At 41.7% G+C, this 15,069-nt stretch carries 16 protein-coding genes; 12 read left to right on the forward strand and 4 right to left on the reverse strand.

Going from position 1 to position 15,069, the window contains the following annotated elements; genetic code table 11:
• Nucleotides 1–100 precede the first annotated feature (100 nt).
• Both mgtE and ACN20O_RS13445 read left to right on the forward strand, forming a co-directional pair.
• Nucleotides 101–1,426 carry a magnesium transporter gene (mgtE, locus tag ACN20O_RS13440; RefSeq protein WP_142409862.1) on the forward strand — a complete coding sequence of 442 codons (1,326 nt, stop codon included), beginning with the start codon at nt 101–103 and terminating at the stop codon, nt 1,424–1,426.
• A 169-nt stretch (nt 1,427–1,595) separates the two neighbouring features.
• On the forward strand, nt 1,596–1,796 hold the full coding sequence (locus tag ACN20O_RS13445; RefSeq protein WP_142409861.1) for a hypothetical protein: 201 nt from the start codon (nt 1,596–1,598) through the stop codon (nt 1,794–1,796).
• A 67-nt stretch (nt 1,797–1,863) separates the two neighbouring features.
• Here ACN20O_RS13445 and ACN20O_RS13450 read toward each other — a convergent pair whose 3' ends face one another.
• Together ACN20O_RS13450 and ACN20O_RS13455 are read right to left on the reverse strand one after the other, a co-directional pair.
• Complete coding sequence (locus ACN20O_RS13450) at nt 1,864–2,472, reverse strand: hypothetical protein (protein ID WP_491634439.1); 609 nt, start codon at nt 2,470–2,472, stop codon at nt 1,864–1,866.
• A gap of 15 nt (nt 2,473–2,487) precedes the next feature.
• A complete protein-coding gene (locus ACN20O_RS13455) occupies nt 2,488–3,063 on the reverse strand; it encodes a DsbA family protein (protein WP_491634440.1) in 576 nt (191 codons plus the stop codon).
• A 133-nt stretch (nt 3,064–3,196) separates the two neighbouring features.
• Here ACN20O_RS13455 and ACN20O_RS13460 point away from each other — a divergent pair, with 133 nt between their 5' ends.
• The 6 genes from ACN20O_RS13460 to ACN20O_RS13485 all read left to right on the forward strand — a co-directional run bounded on the left by ACN20O_RS13460 (nt 3,197) and on the right by ACN20O_RS13485 (nt 11,217).
• A complete protein-coding gene (locus ACN20O_RS13460) occupies nt 3,197–4,303 on the forward strand; it encodes a DNA alkylation repair protein (RefSeq protein ID WP_491634441.1) in 1,107 nt (368 codons plus the stop codon).
• 11 nt (nt 4,304–4,314) lie between these two features.
• Nucleotides 4,315–4,863 (forward strand): hypothetical protein, encoded by a 549-nt coding sequence (locus tag ACN20O_RS13465; RefSeq protein WP_491634442.1) that lies wholly within the window; start codon nt 4,315–4,317, stop codon nt 4,861–4,863.
• Complete coding sequence (locus ACN20O_RS13470; protein WP_491634443.1) at nt 4,863–5,951, forward strand: PQQ-dependent sugar dehydrogenase; 1,089 nt, start codon at nt 4,863–4,865, stop codon at nt 5,949–5,951. The genes ACN20O_RS13465 and ACN20O_RS13470 overlap by 1 nt, the downstream gene beginning before the upstream one ends.
• 121 nt (nt 5,952–6,072) lie before the next feature.
• Entirely contained in the window at nt 6,073–9,120 is a 3,048-nt protein-coding gene (gene ovoA, locus ACN20O_RS13475) for a 5-histidylcysteine sulfoxide synthase (RefSeq protein ID WP_491634444.1), read from the forward strand.
• Nucleotides 9,121–9,122: 2 nt separating this feature from the next.
• Nucleotides 9,123–10,235: an aminotransferase class V-fold PLP-dependent enzyme gene (locus tag ACN20O_RS13480; RefSeq protein WP_491634445.1), complete on the forward strand. Its 1,113-nt coding sequence runs from the start codon at nt 9,123–9,125 to the stop codon at nt 10,233–10,235.
• Between the two features lie 49 nt (nt 10,236–10,284).
• A complete protein-coding gene (locus tag ACN20O_RS13485) occupies nt 10,285–11,217 on the forward strand; it encodes a hypothetical protein (protein WP_491634446.1) in 933 nt (310 codons plus the stop codon).
• Nucleotides 11,218–11,255: 38 nt separating this feature from the next.
• On the opposite strand, the gene arfB is transcribed toward ACN20O_RS13485, so the two are convergent.
• Complete coding sequence (gene arfB / locus ACN20O_RS13490) at nt 11,256–11,657, reverse strand: alternative ribosome rescue aminoacyl-tRNA hydrolase ArfB (protein ID WP_491634447.1); 402 nt, start codon at nt 11,655–11,657, stop codon at nt 11,256–11,258.
• 21 nt (nt 11,658–11,678) lie between these two features.
• Between arfB and ACN20O_RS13495 the strand changes: the two genes are divergently transcribed.
• A complete protein-coding gene (locus ACN20O_RS13495) occupies nt 11,679–11,933 on the forward strand; it encodes a hypothetical protein (RefSeq protein ID WP_491634448.1) in 255 nt (84 codons plus the stop codon).
• Between the two features lie 69 nt (nt 11,934–12,002).
• Nucleotides 12,003–13,856, forward strand: coding sequence for a YgiQ family radical SAM protein (locus ACN20O_RS13500; protein WP_491634449.1), 1,854 nt, complete (start codon nt 12,003–12,005; stop codon nt 13,854–13,856).
• Here the strand turns inward: ACN20O_RS13500 and ACN20O_RS13505 are convergent.
• Nucleotides 13,853–14,311, reverse strand: a complete 459-nt coding sequence (locus ACN20O_RS13505) for a hypothetical protein (RefSeq protein ID WP_491634450.1) — start codon at nt 14,309–14,311, stop codon at nt 13,853–13,855. The two genes, ACN20O_RS13500 and ACN20O_RS13505, sit on opposite strands and share 4 nt — an antisense overlap.
• Before the next feature lie 92 nt (nt 14,312–14,403).
• Here ACN20O_RS13505 and ACN20O_RS13510 point away from each other — a divergent pair, with 92 nt between their 5' ends.
• A complete protein-coding gene (locus ACN20O_RS13510) occupies nt 14,404–14,604 on the forward strand; it encodes an ElaB/YgaM/YqjD family protein (protein WP_491634451.1) in 201 nt (66 codons plus the stop codon).
• Complete coding sequence (locus ACN20O_RS13515; protein WP_491634452.1) at nt 14,601–15,068, forward strand: hypothetical protein; 468 nt, start codon at nt 14,601–14,603, stop codon at nt 15,066–15,068. The genes ACN20O_RS13510 and ACN20O_RS13515 overlap by 4 nt, the downstream gene beginning before the upstream one ends.
• Nucleotide 15,069 lies beyond the last annotated feature (1 nt).

Raw genomic sequence — 15,069 nt, forward strand, 5'->3', positions numbered from 1 at the left:
TTTGCATTGAAAAGCTCAGTGGAGTGTAAGGCCTAACTAACCATCAGACTCTAAACTCCACTTAAGATTCACCGACTGACTTTGATACTATGGTGCTTAAATGGAAACAACTCTTCTCAACGACGATTTCTCACTGGAAAACTTGCTGGATAACTGGCAGACGCTGACGCACGCTCAGCGTGAAGAAGTTTTTGGAATGCTTGGTCGCATTGACCAGGAAGAACTCTTCATTAACCTTTCCAGCGATTACCAGGCAGAAATTTTTGAACAAATCCCTCATGGGGAGAAACGTTCTTGGATCAGACTTCTGGCCCCGGATGATATTGCCGATTTAATTCAGAACCTGGGTGAAGAAACTCAGGCCGAAGCTCTTCGTTACCTGGATTACGCTACACTTGTAGAAGTAAAGGCCCTTCTTGCTTACGCGGAAGATGAGGCCGGGGGTTTGATGAACTCTCGTTTTGCCCGTCTTCGTCCGGAAATGACAGTAGAGGAGGCGATCCGTTACCTGCGCGCTCAATCGAAGTCACAAATTGAAACCATTTATTACGCTTACGTTTTAGACAGAACTCAGATGCTTCTTGGAGTTATTTCCCTGCGTGAACTTTTCCTGGCAAAAGCGGGAAGCACAGTTCAGGAAAATATGAACACTGACCTGGTCACAGTCCTTCAGGATGAAGACCAGGAATCCATTTCAAAAACATTCTCTAACCACAACTTCCTGGCCATTCCCGTTGTAGATGAAAACAACGTAATGAAAGGGATCATTACCGTAGATGACGTGGTTGAAGTTATCGAGGAAGAAGCGACAGAAGATATTCACAAGATCGGGGGTATGGAAGCTCTAGGTGAGCCGTACCTTGATATCAGTCTTCCCTCAATGATTAAAAAGCGCGCCGGATGGCTGATGGCCTTATTCATCGGTGAGATGTTTACGGCAACAGCTATGAGCCACTACGAGCACGATATTGCTAAAGCAGTTGTTCTTGCTCTTTTTATCCCGCTGGTTATTTCTTCAGGCGGTAACTCTGGTTCTCAAGCAACAACACTTATCATTCGTGCGATGGCACTGGGTGAAGTTCGTTTAAAAGACTGGTGGAGAGTTTTTTCTCGCGAATTAATTTCTGGATTAAGCTTAGGTGTGATCCTGGGTTTAATTGGTCTTTTAAGAATTTTACTATGGCCAGGAAAAGAAACTCTCTATGGAGAGCACTATATGTTAGTGGCGCTTTCTGTTTCATTCAGTTTAGTAGGGATTGTTCTCTGGGGAACTCTTGCTGGATCAATGCTTCCGTTTTTCTTAAGAAGAATTGGACTCGATCCTGCGACTTCATCCGCACCATTTGTCGCGACATTAGTCGATGTAACTGGTCTAGTCATTTATTTTACAGTGGCGAGCCTATTTCTAAAAGGCATCCTACTCTGACCCTAACCAATTGAATTCATTCATAAATATAAGATTTAAAAGAGATTAAAATTTATTAATCTCTTTTAAATCTTTCTTTAATTCTCCCATGTGATCATGAGTCCATAGAACAAAATCATTCAACAAAAACGTTAATGGTTTTAAGACTTAAATCTAAAAGGAGATTTTTATGAGAAACGCACTTCTAATGGCACTTGCACTTACTCTATCTACAGCATCATTCGCTGGAACAAAAGCTCACGCTAACAAAGAAGCTAGAAAAGCTGCAGTTGAAGCTTGTAAAGCTGAAGGGAAAACTAAAAAAGAACTTAAGTCATGCGTAAAAGAAAAACTTAGCGCACCAGCGACGACAGAAGCAGCGACAAAGTAGTTTTTTAACTAAAACACTTTTAGCATATAGGGGGGAGGTTAGCAGGGACACCTCCTCCTTCTATTTTTTAAGCATACAATTTATTCAGAATATCCAAGAGCGCTTGAGGTATTGTCAATTTTCCCCAATAAATTTTTAACTCATCTCTAATCTTTTGATTGGCCAGGTTTTCTTTTTCTAAAAAACAATCATCGCGTTCAGAAAGCAGTGGAATATTGGATGAACAAGATTTTCCATTGTCCTCACTGACTTTTGGATTAAATCCCAGGCAGCCGTAAGGTTTAGAGCCGCGGGAAATTCCGCAGCCTTTAGAGCCATTCATAAAAAAAGGACACGTGTATGTTTTGCGCAGGTCTTGTGAGTGCTTTTTTCCAGTATAGATTTCGACATTTAAACGGTAAGACTGGATATTGTCTTGCATGCGTTTTTTAAGGTCGTTGATTTCTTCTTTTGAGAGGGTGTCGATATTGAGGGAAGCTAAGATCTCCAGGGCTTCGATCGGAGTGATCTGCATGGAGTTGGCCTGTGATGTACAGCAGGTGCCGGGGCAAGTGAAACAGTGAATAGTTTGGTTTTCGAGGTTCTGCATTTCAATCACCAGGCCCTTACGTCTTTCAAAAGATGAAAGGAGCCCGGTGGCTTGATACAGGTTTTCTACATACTCTTTGATAATCATCTCATTCCATTTTAGTTAATCCAGGACCTCTTTCATGGCCTTCTTGAATTCTTCGGCCGGGTAAGCGCCTGCTAATATTTTTTGTCCTTTAGGTCCTATAATAACAAAAGTCGGTGTTGCTGAAATCTTGAGCTTTTTTGCCTCTTCCATGTCTCGGTTGAGAATGGCTTCGGCCTCTTTGGATGTCATACACTTTTTGAATGCCGGTAGATTTAAATCAAGTTTTGTTACAAGTCCATCAATAGTTTTAGGATTAAAGCTTCCGTATTTAATGTTGAAAAGAGCATCGTGCATTTCCCAGAATTTCCCTTGTTCCTTGGCACAAATCGATCCTTTGTGAGCGTAGCGTGCATACTCATGGAACTCCAATGGAAAGTGGCGCATGCTAAAAGAGAAGTCGTTTCTAATGTCAGCTGACATTTCGTTGATCGTTTTATTTCCGCGTGCAGAGAATGGGCATTGATAATCGCCGTACATCACAACTTTTACCTGGCTGCCAAGTTCTCCACGCTCAGGAATGGTGTCGATGGATTCAGCTACGACTTTAAGTGAAAGGGCCATAAGAAGAGAGAGGAAGAAAGTTTTTTTCATAAAAAGAATCTCCAGTTGTTGTTAGAAAATTTTTAACATGCGATTGGATGGCGTTCAATTTAAGAAAGAGCTCAAAGCAATATTGTGCACCCCGTTTTGCGTACACTTTTTTCTCTACTATAATTTAGCCACTATGGAACCATTCAAGAATATGATAAATGAGAAGGTTGTTTCACAAACTGCGAAAGCGATTGCCAGAAACTATCCTGACTTCAACCAAAAAAAATTTCTTAAAGACATTGCCAGTGAGCTTGCACCACTTGAACTAAAAGAGCGTGTGATTTTCGTGGCGATGAGACTCAAAGAAAATCTGCCTGCCGATCAGAAAAAATCCCTGAAGATTTTAGAGGGGGCGATTCAGCAAAATGATAAAGACACCATTGGTCTTTCAGGTTTTTCAGTCTGGCCGCTAACAGAATATGTAGCGCGTTTTGGGCTGGATGAATTTGACCTGTCGATGGGCGTTTTAAAAGAGATGACGAAAGTTTTTACCGGAGAGTGGGCAGTTCGCGCTTTTTTCCTCGCCGATGAAAAAAGGACACTCAAGTTTTTTAAGAAATGGGTGAAAGACGATAATGTGCACGTCAGACGATTGGTGAGCGAAGGTTCACGTCCATTACTGCCGTGGGGACAAAAACTTTCAAGCTTCGTGAAGGACCCTTCAATCACTTGGGATCTTTTAGAAGTTTTAAAACATGATGATGAAGAGTATGTCAGAAAGTCTGTGGCCAATCATATAAATGACCATTCAAAAAACCATCCGGACATGGTGGTAAATAAGCTCTTAGAGTGGCAAAAAGAAAATGCAGAAGATAAAAATCTCAACTGGATTATTCGTCACGCGAGCAGGACTTTGATTAAAAATGGACATCCTCAGGCCTTTAAACTCCACGGGGTTGAATCGGGGAAAGTGAAAGTTCTTTCACAAAAGATCCTGACAAAAAAAGTGGACCTGGGAAAAGTCCTTAAAGTGGAAGTCGAGTTTCAAAACCTGGGAGCAAAGAAACTTAAAGTTATCCTGGACCATGAGGTGCATCTGCTTAAGGCCAACAATAAACACAACATCAAATGTTTTAAGGGAAAAAGTGTCGAGCTTCTTCCTAAAGACAAAAAGAAGGTGGAGTTTAATATCCCACTAAAGCCGGTGACCACGAGAACTTATTATAGCGGTCAGCATTTCTGGAACATCAAAGTTAACGGTATCAGCGAAGATAAATTGTCATTTACCTTAAAAGTTTAAGAGGGGAATTTATGAAAAATGCACTGGTTCTACTTGCGCTTTTGACGAGCTTTAAAGCTTTTTCCTGGGACGCTCCGGAAATTTTAGAGAACGCCTGTTATGAAGGTTGTACGGAAAAAATGGAGACGTTGTATTCGACTTTTCTAAACACTCCGACGGCACCGAAATTTATTCCGGGAATGTATTCTGGAGAGTGCAATCATCTTTCACCTTCATTAGACCCGGACACAACTCATTATATTGGAATGCTTTTAAACACTGACGCCAAAGGAGCTTACATGTCTCCGGTGCTGCAATTTTTTGGCGACAAAAACGATATGGCCGACTGGTCACTGGAAGATGCAAAAAGAGAAATGAGTCCTGATTGGATTGAAGCGGGACGAATCACATGGCATTCGACATCAGCGACGGCCCACGTTGAAGATGCCGAAGGTTATCCGGCCCTGGTTTACTGGGCAAGGCAGAACGTTGAGACAAAAGAGATTTATTTCTTAGCGTGGCTGCGCGGATTTTCTTATGCCTTCTGTACTTTAAAACCAAATGTTAATGGACTGCCATAATGAAAAAAATGATTTTACTGCTGGCGATTTTTTCAACAACACTTCAGGCGAAAACATACATTTCTGAAGGGCAAAAGTTTAGAGTGGAAAAACTCTTTACCGGCAAAGATGTGATCTGGGGTTTTGATTTCTTAAATCCAGAGGAAATCGTCTTTAGTGAGCGAGATGGCAAGTTTCGTTACCTGAATTTGAAAACGAAAGCGACTCATGAAATAGCTGGCGCTCCGAAAGTTTTTACTGATTCTCAGGGCGGACTTCTGGATGTTTATTTCGATGCTAAAAACAATGATCTCTATCTGACATACTCAGAGCCGGTAAAGGGCGGAGCAACGACGAGTTTATTTAGAGGAAAATTATCTGCCGATAAGAAAAAAATTGAGGGAGCAAAGTTTTTTGAATCAAAAGCGATTGCTTCAGGTGGTATTCACTTTGGTTCTCGCGTCGCGATTGATAAAGATGGATTTATTTTTATGTCAGTAGGCGAGCGCAATAAAAGAGACCGCGCGCAGGATTTAGACACCCACCAGGGAAAAATCCTGAGGCTTACCAAAGAGGGGAAAGCTCCAGAAGACAATCCATTTGTAGGCAACAAATCGGCCCTCCCTGAAATCTGGTCGTACGGGCACCGCAATCCTCAGGGATTAGTGATTGATTCAACAGGCACGCTTTGGGAAGCAGAGTTTGGACCGCGCGGAGGCGACGAAGTCAACGTGATAGAAAAGGGGAAGAACTACGGATGGCCGGTGATCACTTATGGAAAAGAGTATTGGGGGCCATCAATTGGCACGGCTAAAAAAGAAGGGATGATGCAGCCTTTATTTTATTGGACTCCATCTATCAGCCCTTCGGGACTAATGCTTTATGAAGGCTCGGCCTTCCCAAAATTTAAGGGGAATTTATTCCTGGCCACACTTTCGGGAAGTCATCTCCACCGCGTCGTAATGGACAGTAATCGCAGAATGCTAAGGGAAGAGAAACTCTTGGAGGATTTAGAAGACCGTTTTAGGCAGGTAAAACAGGGGCCAGATGGATTCATTTATTTATCTACGGATAGCGGGCAAATATTAAGACTTGTGCCTGAGCGGTAGGGTTACTGTTTGGTAACCCTTCTTAGTCAAAAGACAGACGGCCGAATTCTCCAATGACAAAGATAGTAAAAAGGAAGAAAATGAGAGTACATTTTTAATCTCTTTTTCAAGGTTTTACCATATGTCAGTAACAATCACTAGAAACCCCAATCTTTCAAAAGCAGGAAAACATCCCGAGTTTGAACACCTTCTCAAAAAAGAGTTTGGCGATTCATGGTGGACAGGTCTTGCTCCTGATAAATGTCCGGGTTTTGATCAGGAAAGAAATTGTTTAGTGGCCTTGCCACTTTTAAATTTAAAAACAGCAACACGCGAAGATATTCTCGCTTACTTCAATAACTCATGGACACTCACCGAACTTCTTTTTCAAAGTTTAAAAGTTGAAGAGGCCTATATCAGACCTCCATACCACGCTCTTCGCCACCCACTCATTTTTTATTATGGTCACCCTGCAGTTCTTTACTTAAACAAACTGCGCATCGCTGGCCTTCAAAAAGACGCTGTTAACATCTACCTGGAAAAAGTTTTAGAAACAGGTGTAGATGAAATGAGCTGGGATGATATGTCGAAAAATGAAATGGCCTGGCCGAAAGTGGCCGCTGTTCATGCGTACAGAAAGTCCATTTATGATATCGTCGTTAATCTCATTAAAACTCATCCAGATTTAAACACTATCGGAAGCCTGAATCAGGATTCTCCATGGTGGTCGCTGTGGATGGGAATTGAGCATGAGAAGATTCACTTTGAAACATCAAGCGTGCTTATGCGTGAGCTGCCAATTGAATACTTAGAAACTCCACGCTTCTGGGCACCTCTGCACCCATCAAAAAATTCTCCGCATGCCATGACTGAAAACTCATGGGTGAAAAAATCAGGGGAGACGGTGACAATTGGAAAGCCGCTAGAGACTGAGTCTTACGGCTGGGATAACGAATACGGAAGCCGCACTGTTGAAATTAAAGATTTTGAATACACTAAAAATCAAATCACAAACGGAGAGTATTTTGACTTCGTTTCAAGTGGTGCTTACATCAACGATAAGTACTGGGCACCGGAAGGTCTTCAGTGGAGAAAATTCAGAAATACAAAACGCCCGACATTCTGGGTGGGAGTAGGTCCTGAAGGAACTCACCAGTATGAACTAAGAACAATTTTTGAAATCATTCCAATGCCAATGAGCTGGCCGGTTGAAGTTAACTACCACGAGGCCATTGCTTACTGTAATTGGAAAACCGAAAGTGACAAGACAAAACTTAAGTACCGTCTGTTAACGGAAGCTGAGTTCGTGGCGATCAAGCCAAAAGTTAAAGACCCGGTTCTACAAAAGCAGCCGTACAGAAACTACAAAGGTTTTTCTGATTACCAAAATGAATACAAAGAGAACTTTAACTTTCTATGGTCTTCACCAAAAGAAGTTGGAGATGAGCTTTTTGGAAACACATGGCACTGGCTAATGGATCAGTTCAATCCGCTTCCCGGTTTTGAAGTTAATAGTTTGTATGACGATTTTTCAACTCCATGTTTCGATGGAAAACACCAGATGATCCGTGGTGGATCATTTATCAGTTGCGGCCATGAGGCCAGCCACTGGGCGCGCTTTCATTTCCGTCCGCATTTTTATCAGCACTCTGGATTTAGAATGGCGGCGACTCTTGATGGATCGGCCGACAATGGAGCGACTTTTCTTTTAAAAGAAAAAGATTATGTTCACCCGAGAAGAACAAATATTCTCGATCAAATGAATGGGCACGACTGGTGGAAAAAGATTGAGCAGCCGCTGGAACTCAATGAAGCGGAAATGAAATCAATTTTTGAGCAAACAGAAACTCAAGTTTTAAAATACATGAATGACATGCCATCAAAGTCGCCAATGGGTGAAGCCCATGATCCGGCAGTGAATGGTCTGAAAAAAGATTTTAGTGTGCCATACCACGCAACTAAAAATTTCCCGGCACACCCGGAGAATTATCAAAACCTTATGAAGACGGTTTTTGAAGATATGGCCCGTTACTCACAAATCCCGGGTCACCCTGGTTTTGCGGCCTACGTTGCTGGTGCAGGAAATTTTATTTCTAACACCGCTCAATTAATCGCTCAAACGCTCAACCCATTTAGTGGTCACTACATGATGGCCCCAGGTCTTGTGACTCTTGAAATGGAAGTCATCAAATGGTTCCAGACAATGGTTGGTTATGATGAAATCTCTTCGCAAGGTTTCTTAACGAGTGGGTCTTCTGTCGCGACTCTTTCAGCGCTGGCGATGGCCCGCAAAGAAAAGATCACGGGCTTTGATTACAGCAAAGTGACGGCTTACACTTCAAGTGATTCTCATCACTGTATTGCTAAAGCGTGGGTGATGTTAGGGCTAAAAAAAGAAAACCTAAGACAAATTCCGCTTAAGAATTTCAAAATTGACAACAAACTTCTGAATGAAAAAATTGAAGAAGATGTGGCTCGTGGGTTTAAGCCCTTCCTGGTAGTAGCGACTTTGGGATCGACTAAAACAGGATGCGTAGACTCATTAGAAGAAATTCTTCCGGTTGCTAAAAAACATAATCTTTGGGTTCACGCGGATGGTGCTTATGGAGCACTTTTCATGCTGACAGAAAAAGGGCGAGAGCTGCTTAAAGGAATTGAAGAGACTGATTCAGTAGCACTTGATCCACATAAAGCTCTTTCAATCCCGTATGGAACAGGATGCTTACTGGTTAAGAATAAAGATCATATGTTGTTTGATTATTTATCTGATGATTCATACATGCCGCCTCGTCCAGTGGATCAGGTGGACTATGCAGATATCACACCAGAACTTTCGCGCGACTTTAGAGGTCTGCGCGTTTGGCTTCCACTTAAAACATTAGGTGTAGGACCTTTTCAGTTAAACCTGGAAGAAAAACTAAAATTAGCAGAATGGTTATCAAGTGAAATTGCTAAGATTCCTGAGCTCGAAATTGTTTCAAAACCAGAGCTTTCGATTTTAACTTTCGCCCATAAAAAAGGGGATGCTGAAACGAAGAAGTTAATGGAGAACATTAACAACAAAGGAACGCTGTTCTTATCATCGTGTACAATTGATGGAAAAGTAGCGATTCGTTTTTGCCTTCTAGGCTTCAGACTGCACTATGACCGTCTGGAAAAAGCATTGAATGAAATGAAGACCATGGTGTAAGTGTGATCGGAAAGTTTAAGGATTCTTTTTATCAAGGAAGTGAGCGCATCCATTTAAACAATGGAGGTCTCGCTCCTATATCAAAACAGGCCCGCGATAAGGTTCTTTACTGGGGCAATCGTTTTTATGAAGAAGGTTTTTACACTGACCTCGATTACATGAATGATGTTCTTCATTCGAGACAGTCACTAGCAAAACTTATTGGCTGTGATCATACAGAGATTGCTTTTTTTCAAAGCACGGCCGGTGGTGTGAGCCAACTTGCAATGCAGTTTCCATTAAATGCCGGGGATGAAGTGATTATGTGGGCGGAAGAGTATGGCTCACATTTATACCCGTGGCAGGAAGCGTGTAAAAGAAAAAACGCCAATCTTGTTCTAGTTCCTTCAGAAAAAAATCTGGCAACTCCTTATGAAAAAATCGTAGAGAAGATTACTGATAAAACAAAAATCATCGCAGTCTCTTGGGTGCAGTTTTTAACAGGTGCCCGCACAGATGTTGAAGCTCTAGCAAAAGTGACAAAAGAAAAAGGTATTTTTCTTTTTGTTGATATTATCCAGAGTCTTGGACTGCATGCTTTTGATATGAAAAAGTGGGGAGTCGATGCTGTTGCCGGCGGAAGCCACAAATGGCTTTTTAGTCCTGTTGGTGTTGGTTACCTGGCCATCGATCAAAAGCATATCGGAAAAATTAAACCACATAATGTGGGTTCTTATACTTTTGGAACTTGTGACGATCCGACTAGTTTAGAATGCATTCCTAAACTTGATGCTTCTAAGTTTGAAGCAGGATCAAAACAAGTCCTAGAGATCACCGCTCTTGGGGCCTCTGTTGACCTTATTTTAGAAACGGGAGTCGCCCATATTGAGACGGAAACGATCCGTTTGGCAAAGATGCTTCGCCTGGGATTGGAGCAAAAAGGCTACGAGGTTCATTCCCCATACGAGCTTAAAAACCACCAGACGCCGATGGTGAATTTCATCCCTAAGGCCACGACGGTAGAGAGTTTAAGGGCAATCCCTTGTAATTTCGCGATCAGAGGTCCTGGCGTGCGCTTGAGTCCCGCCGCTTTTACGACGGATGAAGTGATTGGAAGGGTTCTTTCCGTCCTATAATCTTTACATAAAACCTCTATAAAATCCTCTTCTTGGTAGAATTCCCCCAATGAAAACATTAGTGGGACTTCTTTTTTTAGTGCTTAATTTTGCATGGGCATCAGACCTGAGTTCTGTCTATTTTTCTAAGTTCAAAGAGAGTTCTTTTTCAGCATCAGAGATCAAAGAACTAAAAAAGTACAAAGTGCTTTTAGTTCCTGGCGTTCTTGCGGAGTCTTTTGATGGCCAAAGTGGAAACCAGATTAAAGTCGGATTTATTTTTGAAGATGCTTTCCATGAACAAAAAACTTTTCTCACAAAAGAGAAGATCGATTTTTCTTTTGCTGCGATTGATACTGAAAGTCCGGTAGAGGTGAATGCTTTAACTATCATCAGTGAAATTGAAAAATCACAAAAACCAGTTTTGATTTACTCACATTCAAAAGGCGGTTTGGATACATTAGAAGCTCTAAGACTCAGGCCTGAACTTGTCTCTAAGGTTCATGGGTGGGTGAGTGTTCAAAGTCCGTTTTGGGGTTCTGATGTGGCAAGCCTGATGTACGACAATGATTTTTTAAGACAGGTGGGAAAGTCTCTTTTTGAATGGATGGGTGGAAGTGTTAAAGGCATGGAAGCTCTGACAATTAAAGAAAGAAGTCGTTATATGGATTCAGCGGACGTTCGTTCAGTTATAAAATCACTTGATAAAAAACTTCTTAATTACGCAAGCTATAAGCCGAACGCTTTTGGGGTGGATACTCCTCTTGAGATTTTTAGAAATATCACTCAGGGCCTTGCCGGCAACAACGATGGAGTTGTGTCGCTTAAAAGTGCCATGATGAAAGAGCACGGGCTGAAAGTGAATTATGTCATTGAGAAAAATGTTGATCATCTAATGACCATGACTAAATACCGTCCCGACAAATTGGACTTTCTACAGAATTATCGTGCAAAATATGATCAACAGAGAAACACCATGACCTTACTCAAGATGATCTTATGAAAATTCTTGTCCTATGTTGAACTTATTAAATTTTATATTTAATAAAATTTTTCACGGCGAGACTTTTTAGTTTCGCCTTTTTGTTTTTTAGAGCTGATTCGCTTATTCACCGAAGACTTCGTCGGTTTTGTAGGTTTTCTCACTTTCGGCGGATGCGCAATCGACTCAATCATTTCATGAAGCTTTTCAACCACTGATTCAATGTTCATATGCTGCGTACGATGCTCCTGGCTCGATAACGTCAGCATTCCATCAGCACTTAATTTATTCTGGTATTTTTTAACAAATCTCTCGCGCACGATCGGCGGAAGAGAAGAGTTATGAACATTCCAATGCAAAGTGGCCTTCGTGTTGACTTTGTTTACGTTCTGGCCTCCAGCGCCGCCGCTTCTGGAAAAACTTAATTCGTATTCTTGTTCTGGAATATTGTATTTATACATAAAAAAAGTGTAGATTGAATTATGGACAAAAACCAGGAAATTGAAGACCTCATTCTTTCAACACTCTCATTTTATGAGCCAATGTCTTTTTCTAAAATAGTCTTCGATATGGATACGGAACTGCTAAAAAAGTTCGCCGATTTTGATAAAGACCAAATGCTTCTTGTTTTAAAAGGACTGGAGAAACGGGGCCTGGTCAAAAAGACCGGGGAAGGTTCAGAGGCCCAGTGGCAGAGAATCCACAAGAAACGCCCTTTCTGGAAGCGTTTTTTCTAGTTTTTACCCTGTAAACTTCACCATGCTCGCTTGCCAAAGCCTGTCTTTTTACCTACTTTGGCGCTCACTATGACTAAAAACGAAGCGATTCAATCACCAGATTTACTGCCTATTACTGCCTGGCTCCCAACGACAATGAAGGAAGCAAAAAAGCGCGGTTGGGAAGAACTCGATGTTGTTTTAGTCACCGGTGATGCCTATGTAGATCACCCGGCCTTTGGGACTGCGGTTATGGGTCGTATTCTTGAATCAATGGGTTTAAGAGTGGCGATTATTTCTCAGCCAAACTGGCGTGATGACCTTCGCGACTTTAAGAAATTTGGAGCGCCAAAATATTTCTTCGGAGTGACTTCAGGAAATATGGACTCAATGGTTAACAAATACACGGCCGGAAAAAGACTTCGTTCAAACGATGCTTACACTCCTGGTGGATCGCCTGATTTTAGACCTGATTACGCTACAACTGAATACACACGCATTTTAAAGAAACTCTATCCAGAGACTCCTGTTATGCTGGGAGGGATTGAGGCTTCACTTCGCCGAGTGACTCATTACGATTTCTGGTCAGATAAATTAATGCCAAACATTCTTTCGACTTCAGGAGCAGATCTTCTGGTTTATGGAATGGGTGAGCAGCCGATGAAAGAACTAGTGAAGCTGGTTCTTGCAGGCGTGCCTTTTAATGAAATTAGAAATATTCCTCAGACGGCATTTTTGATTGATCAAAAAGACAAACTTCCTATGGGGATGCCTGGTTGGGATGATTTCGAACTGACAAGCCATGAAGTGTGCCTAAAAGATAAAAAAGCTTATTCAAAAAACTTTATGCATGTAGAAGTAGAGTCTAATAAGCAATTTGCTAATAGACTTCTGCAAAAAGTAGAAGGGAAAACCCTGATCATCAATCCTCCATACCAGACGATGACGGAGAGTGAGATTGATGCTTCTTTTGATCTTCCATATACGAGATATCCACATCCAAAATACAAAGACAGAGGAGCGATTGCAGCTTACGAGATGATTAAGTTCTCGCTAAACACTCACCGCGGCTGTTTTGGTGGATGTTCTTTTTGCACGATCTCTGCCCATCAGGGAAAAATGATTGCCAGCCGTTCAAAAGGCTCGGTGATGAAAGAGCTGGATCAAATCGCCAAAATGCCAGATTTCAAAGGATACATTTCAGATATCGGTGGACCCTCGGCGAATATGTATCAGATGAAAGGGATTGATCAGGAACACTGTGATAAGTGTGCGGCCCCATCATGTATTTTCCCGGTGATTTGCAAAAACCTTGATACGAGTCCACAAAAGATGATTGAACTTTATAAGGATGTTGCAAAACACCCTAAAGTTAAAAAGGCCTTTATCAGTTCAGGGCTTCGCTACGATTTAATGTTTAATGAAAGATCTCGTGATCCGAAAAAAGATGCTGAGTATGTTGAACAACTTATCACTCACCACGTATCGGGAAGAATGAAAGTTGCTCCTGAGCATACGGAAGATCACGTTTTAAAATTCATGAGAAAACCTGCGTTTCATTACTTCGAATCATTTAAAAAGAAGTTTGAAGAGATCTCGGCGAAAAAAGGTCTGCGCCAGGAATTGATTCCTTATTTTATTTCTTCGCACCCAGGGACAACGCCAGAGGATATGGCAAAGCTAGCTGTAAGAACAAAAAAATTAGGTTATAGGTTAGAGCAAGTTCAGGATTTCACTCCAACACCTATGACTGTTGCCACTGAAATTTATTATTCAGGATATCATCCATACACTCTCAAGGAAGTGAAGACTGCCATCACTCTTGATGAGAAGACTCGCCAAAGAACATTCTTTTTCTGGTACAAACCAGAGAACAAAAACTACGTGAAGAATTACCTGGCAAAAAATAAGCTGTTTGATTTAACGAAAGAACTCTTCGGTTAAGGAAAGTTTACTTTGATGAAGTTGTCGATGTTTACGTCTTCAACACTCATTGAACGAAGCTCGGTGATGACGTAGCCAACTTCGGCCGGAGTCAGAGGTTTTTTCTCGCGGGCCACTTCCCAGCCCCAGTTCCATTGATATTTATTTTTGATCGGAGAGTGGTGACCAGCACGCACCCCAGTGTAGATCACATAGCCCCATTTTGGTCCAGCGGCCTTCTCCACACATGAACGCAGGCGAAGATCGGCCTGGTCCATATCGTTTTCACTTCCACCAAACCAATAGCGCAGGTCGTGCTCTGTACAACAGTGCTTCCAAAGCCCAGGCTTCGAGTAAGTTCCGTCGGCGAACATGGTGCAGCCGTCTGTCTCAAAGGGATTTAGCTTAAGCTCAGCTTTTAAGCTTGGCGCCATAATCACAAGAGAAAGAAGACTTAGAAGTTTTAAACTTTTCATTTGGAAATTCTAACCCAGATTCGGTGATATTTGGAAGGGTTTGGTGGACGAAATGGCTAAACATATCTAAGCTATTAAAAAATGGAGTTTAAATGGACCACAAAGACCTTAAGAACACCCTACAAGAATTGCCTGGTTTAAACCGCGATCAATTACAAGACATCGAGGACAGGTTAAGTGAAATCAAAGACCGTACAATAGAGTTTGTTCAAAAGCACCCGCTGACATCAATTGCTATTGCTGCTGGAATTGGCTTTATTATCGGTAAACTTCTTTCAGGCAGGCGCTCATGAACGACATTTTTAAAATCGGTGAATTTTTTCTGAATTATTTTATTGGCAGAGGAAATATGATCAGTGAGAAGTCGCTGGAAATTTCTGCTGAAATTTTAAATCAATTAAGACGTATTCTTATTCTGGTGGCCCTGATGCTCGGAAGTTTAGCGCTTTTTTGTCTGGGAATGAGCCACTTGATTGAAAGATTCTTAAACAATATCGATAATGGAGCGGCCTTACTCACTCCATCGATCTGGTTTATCTTAGGTTTCCTTGCCATCTGCGCAGGCGTGATGGTCTACGCAACTAACAAGAACAACTGGCTGGATATTTTTAAAGCTGGGAAAAAGGAAGTTCCTGCACAGGCACCTGTTGCCGGCAACCAACTTGAGTCAGTGATCAGCCTGCTTATTTTAGATTTTATTAAAGAGCGTGAGGCCAAAAGAGCTCAGCCTAAAAAAGATCAACCGGAAAGAGATTAAT

This window comes from Bacteriovorax sp. As-1, from assembly GCF_058446905.1.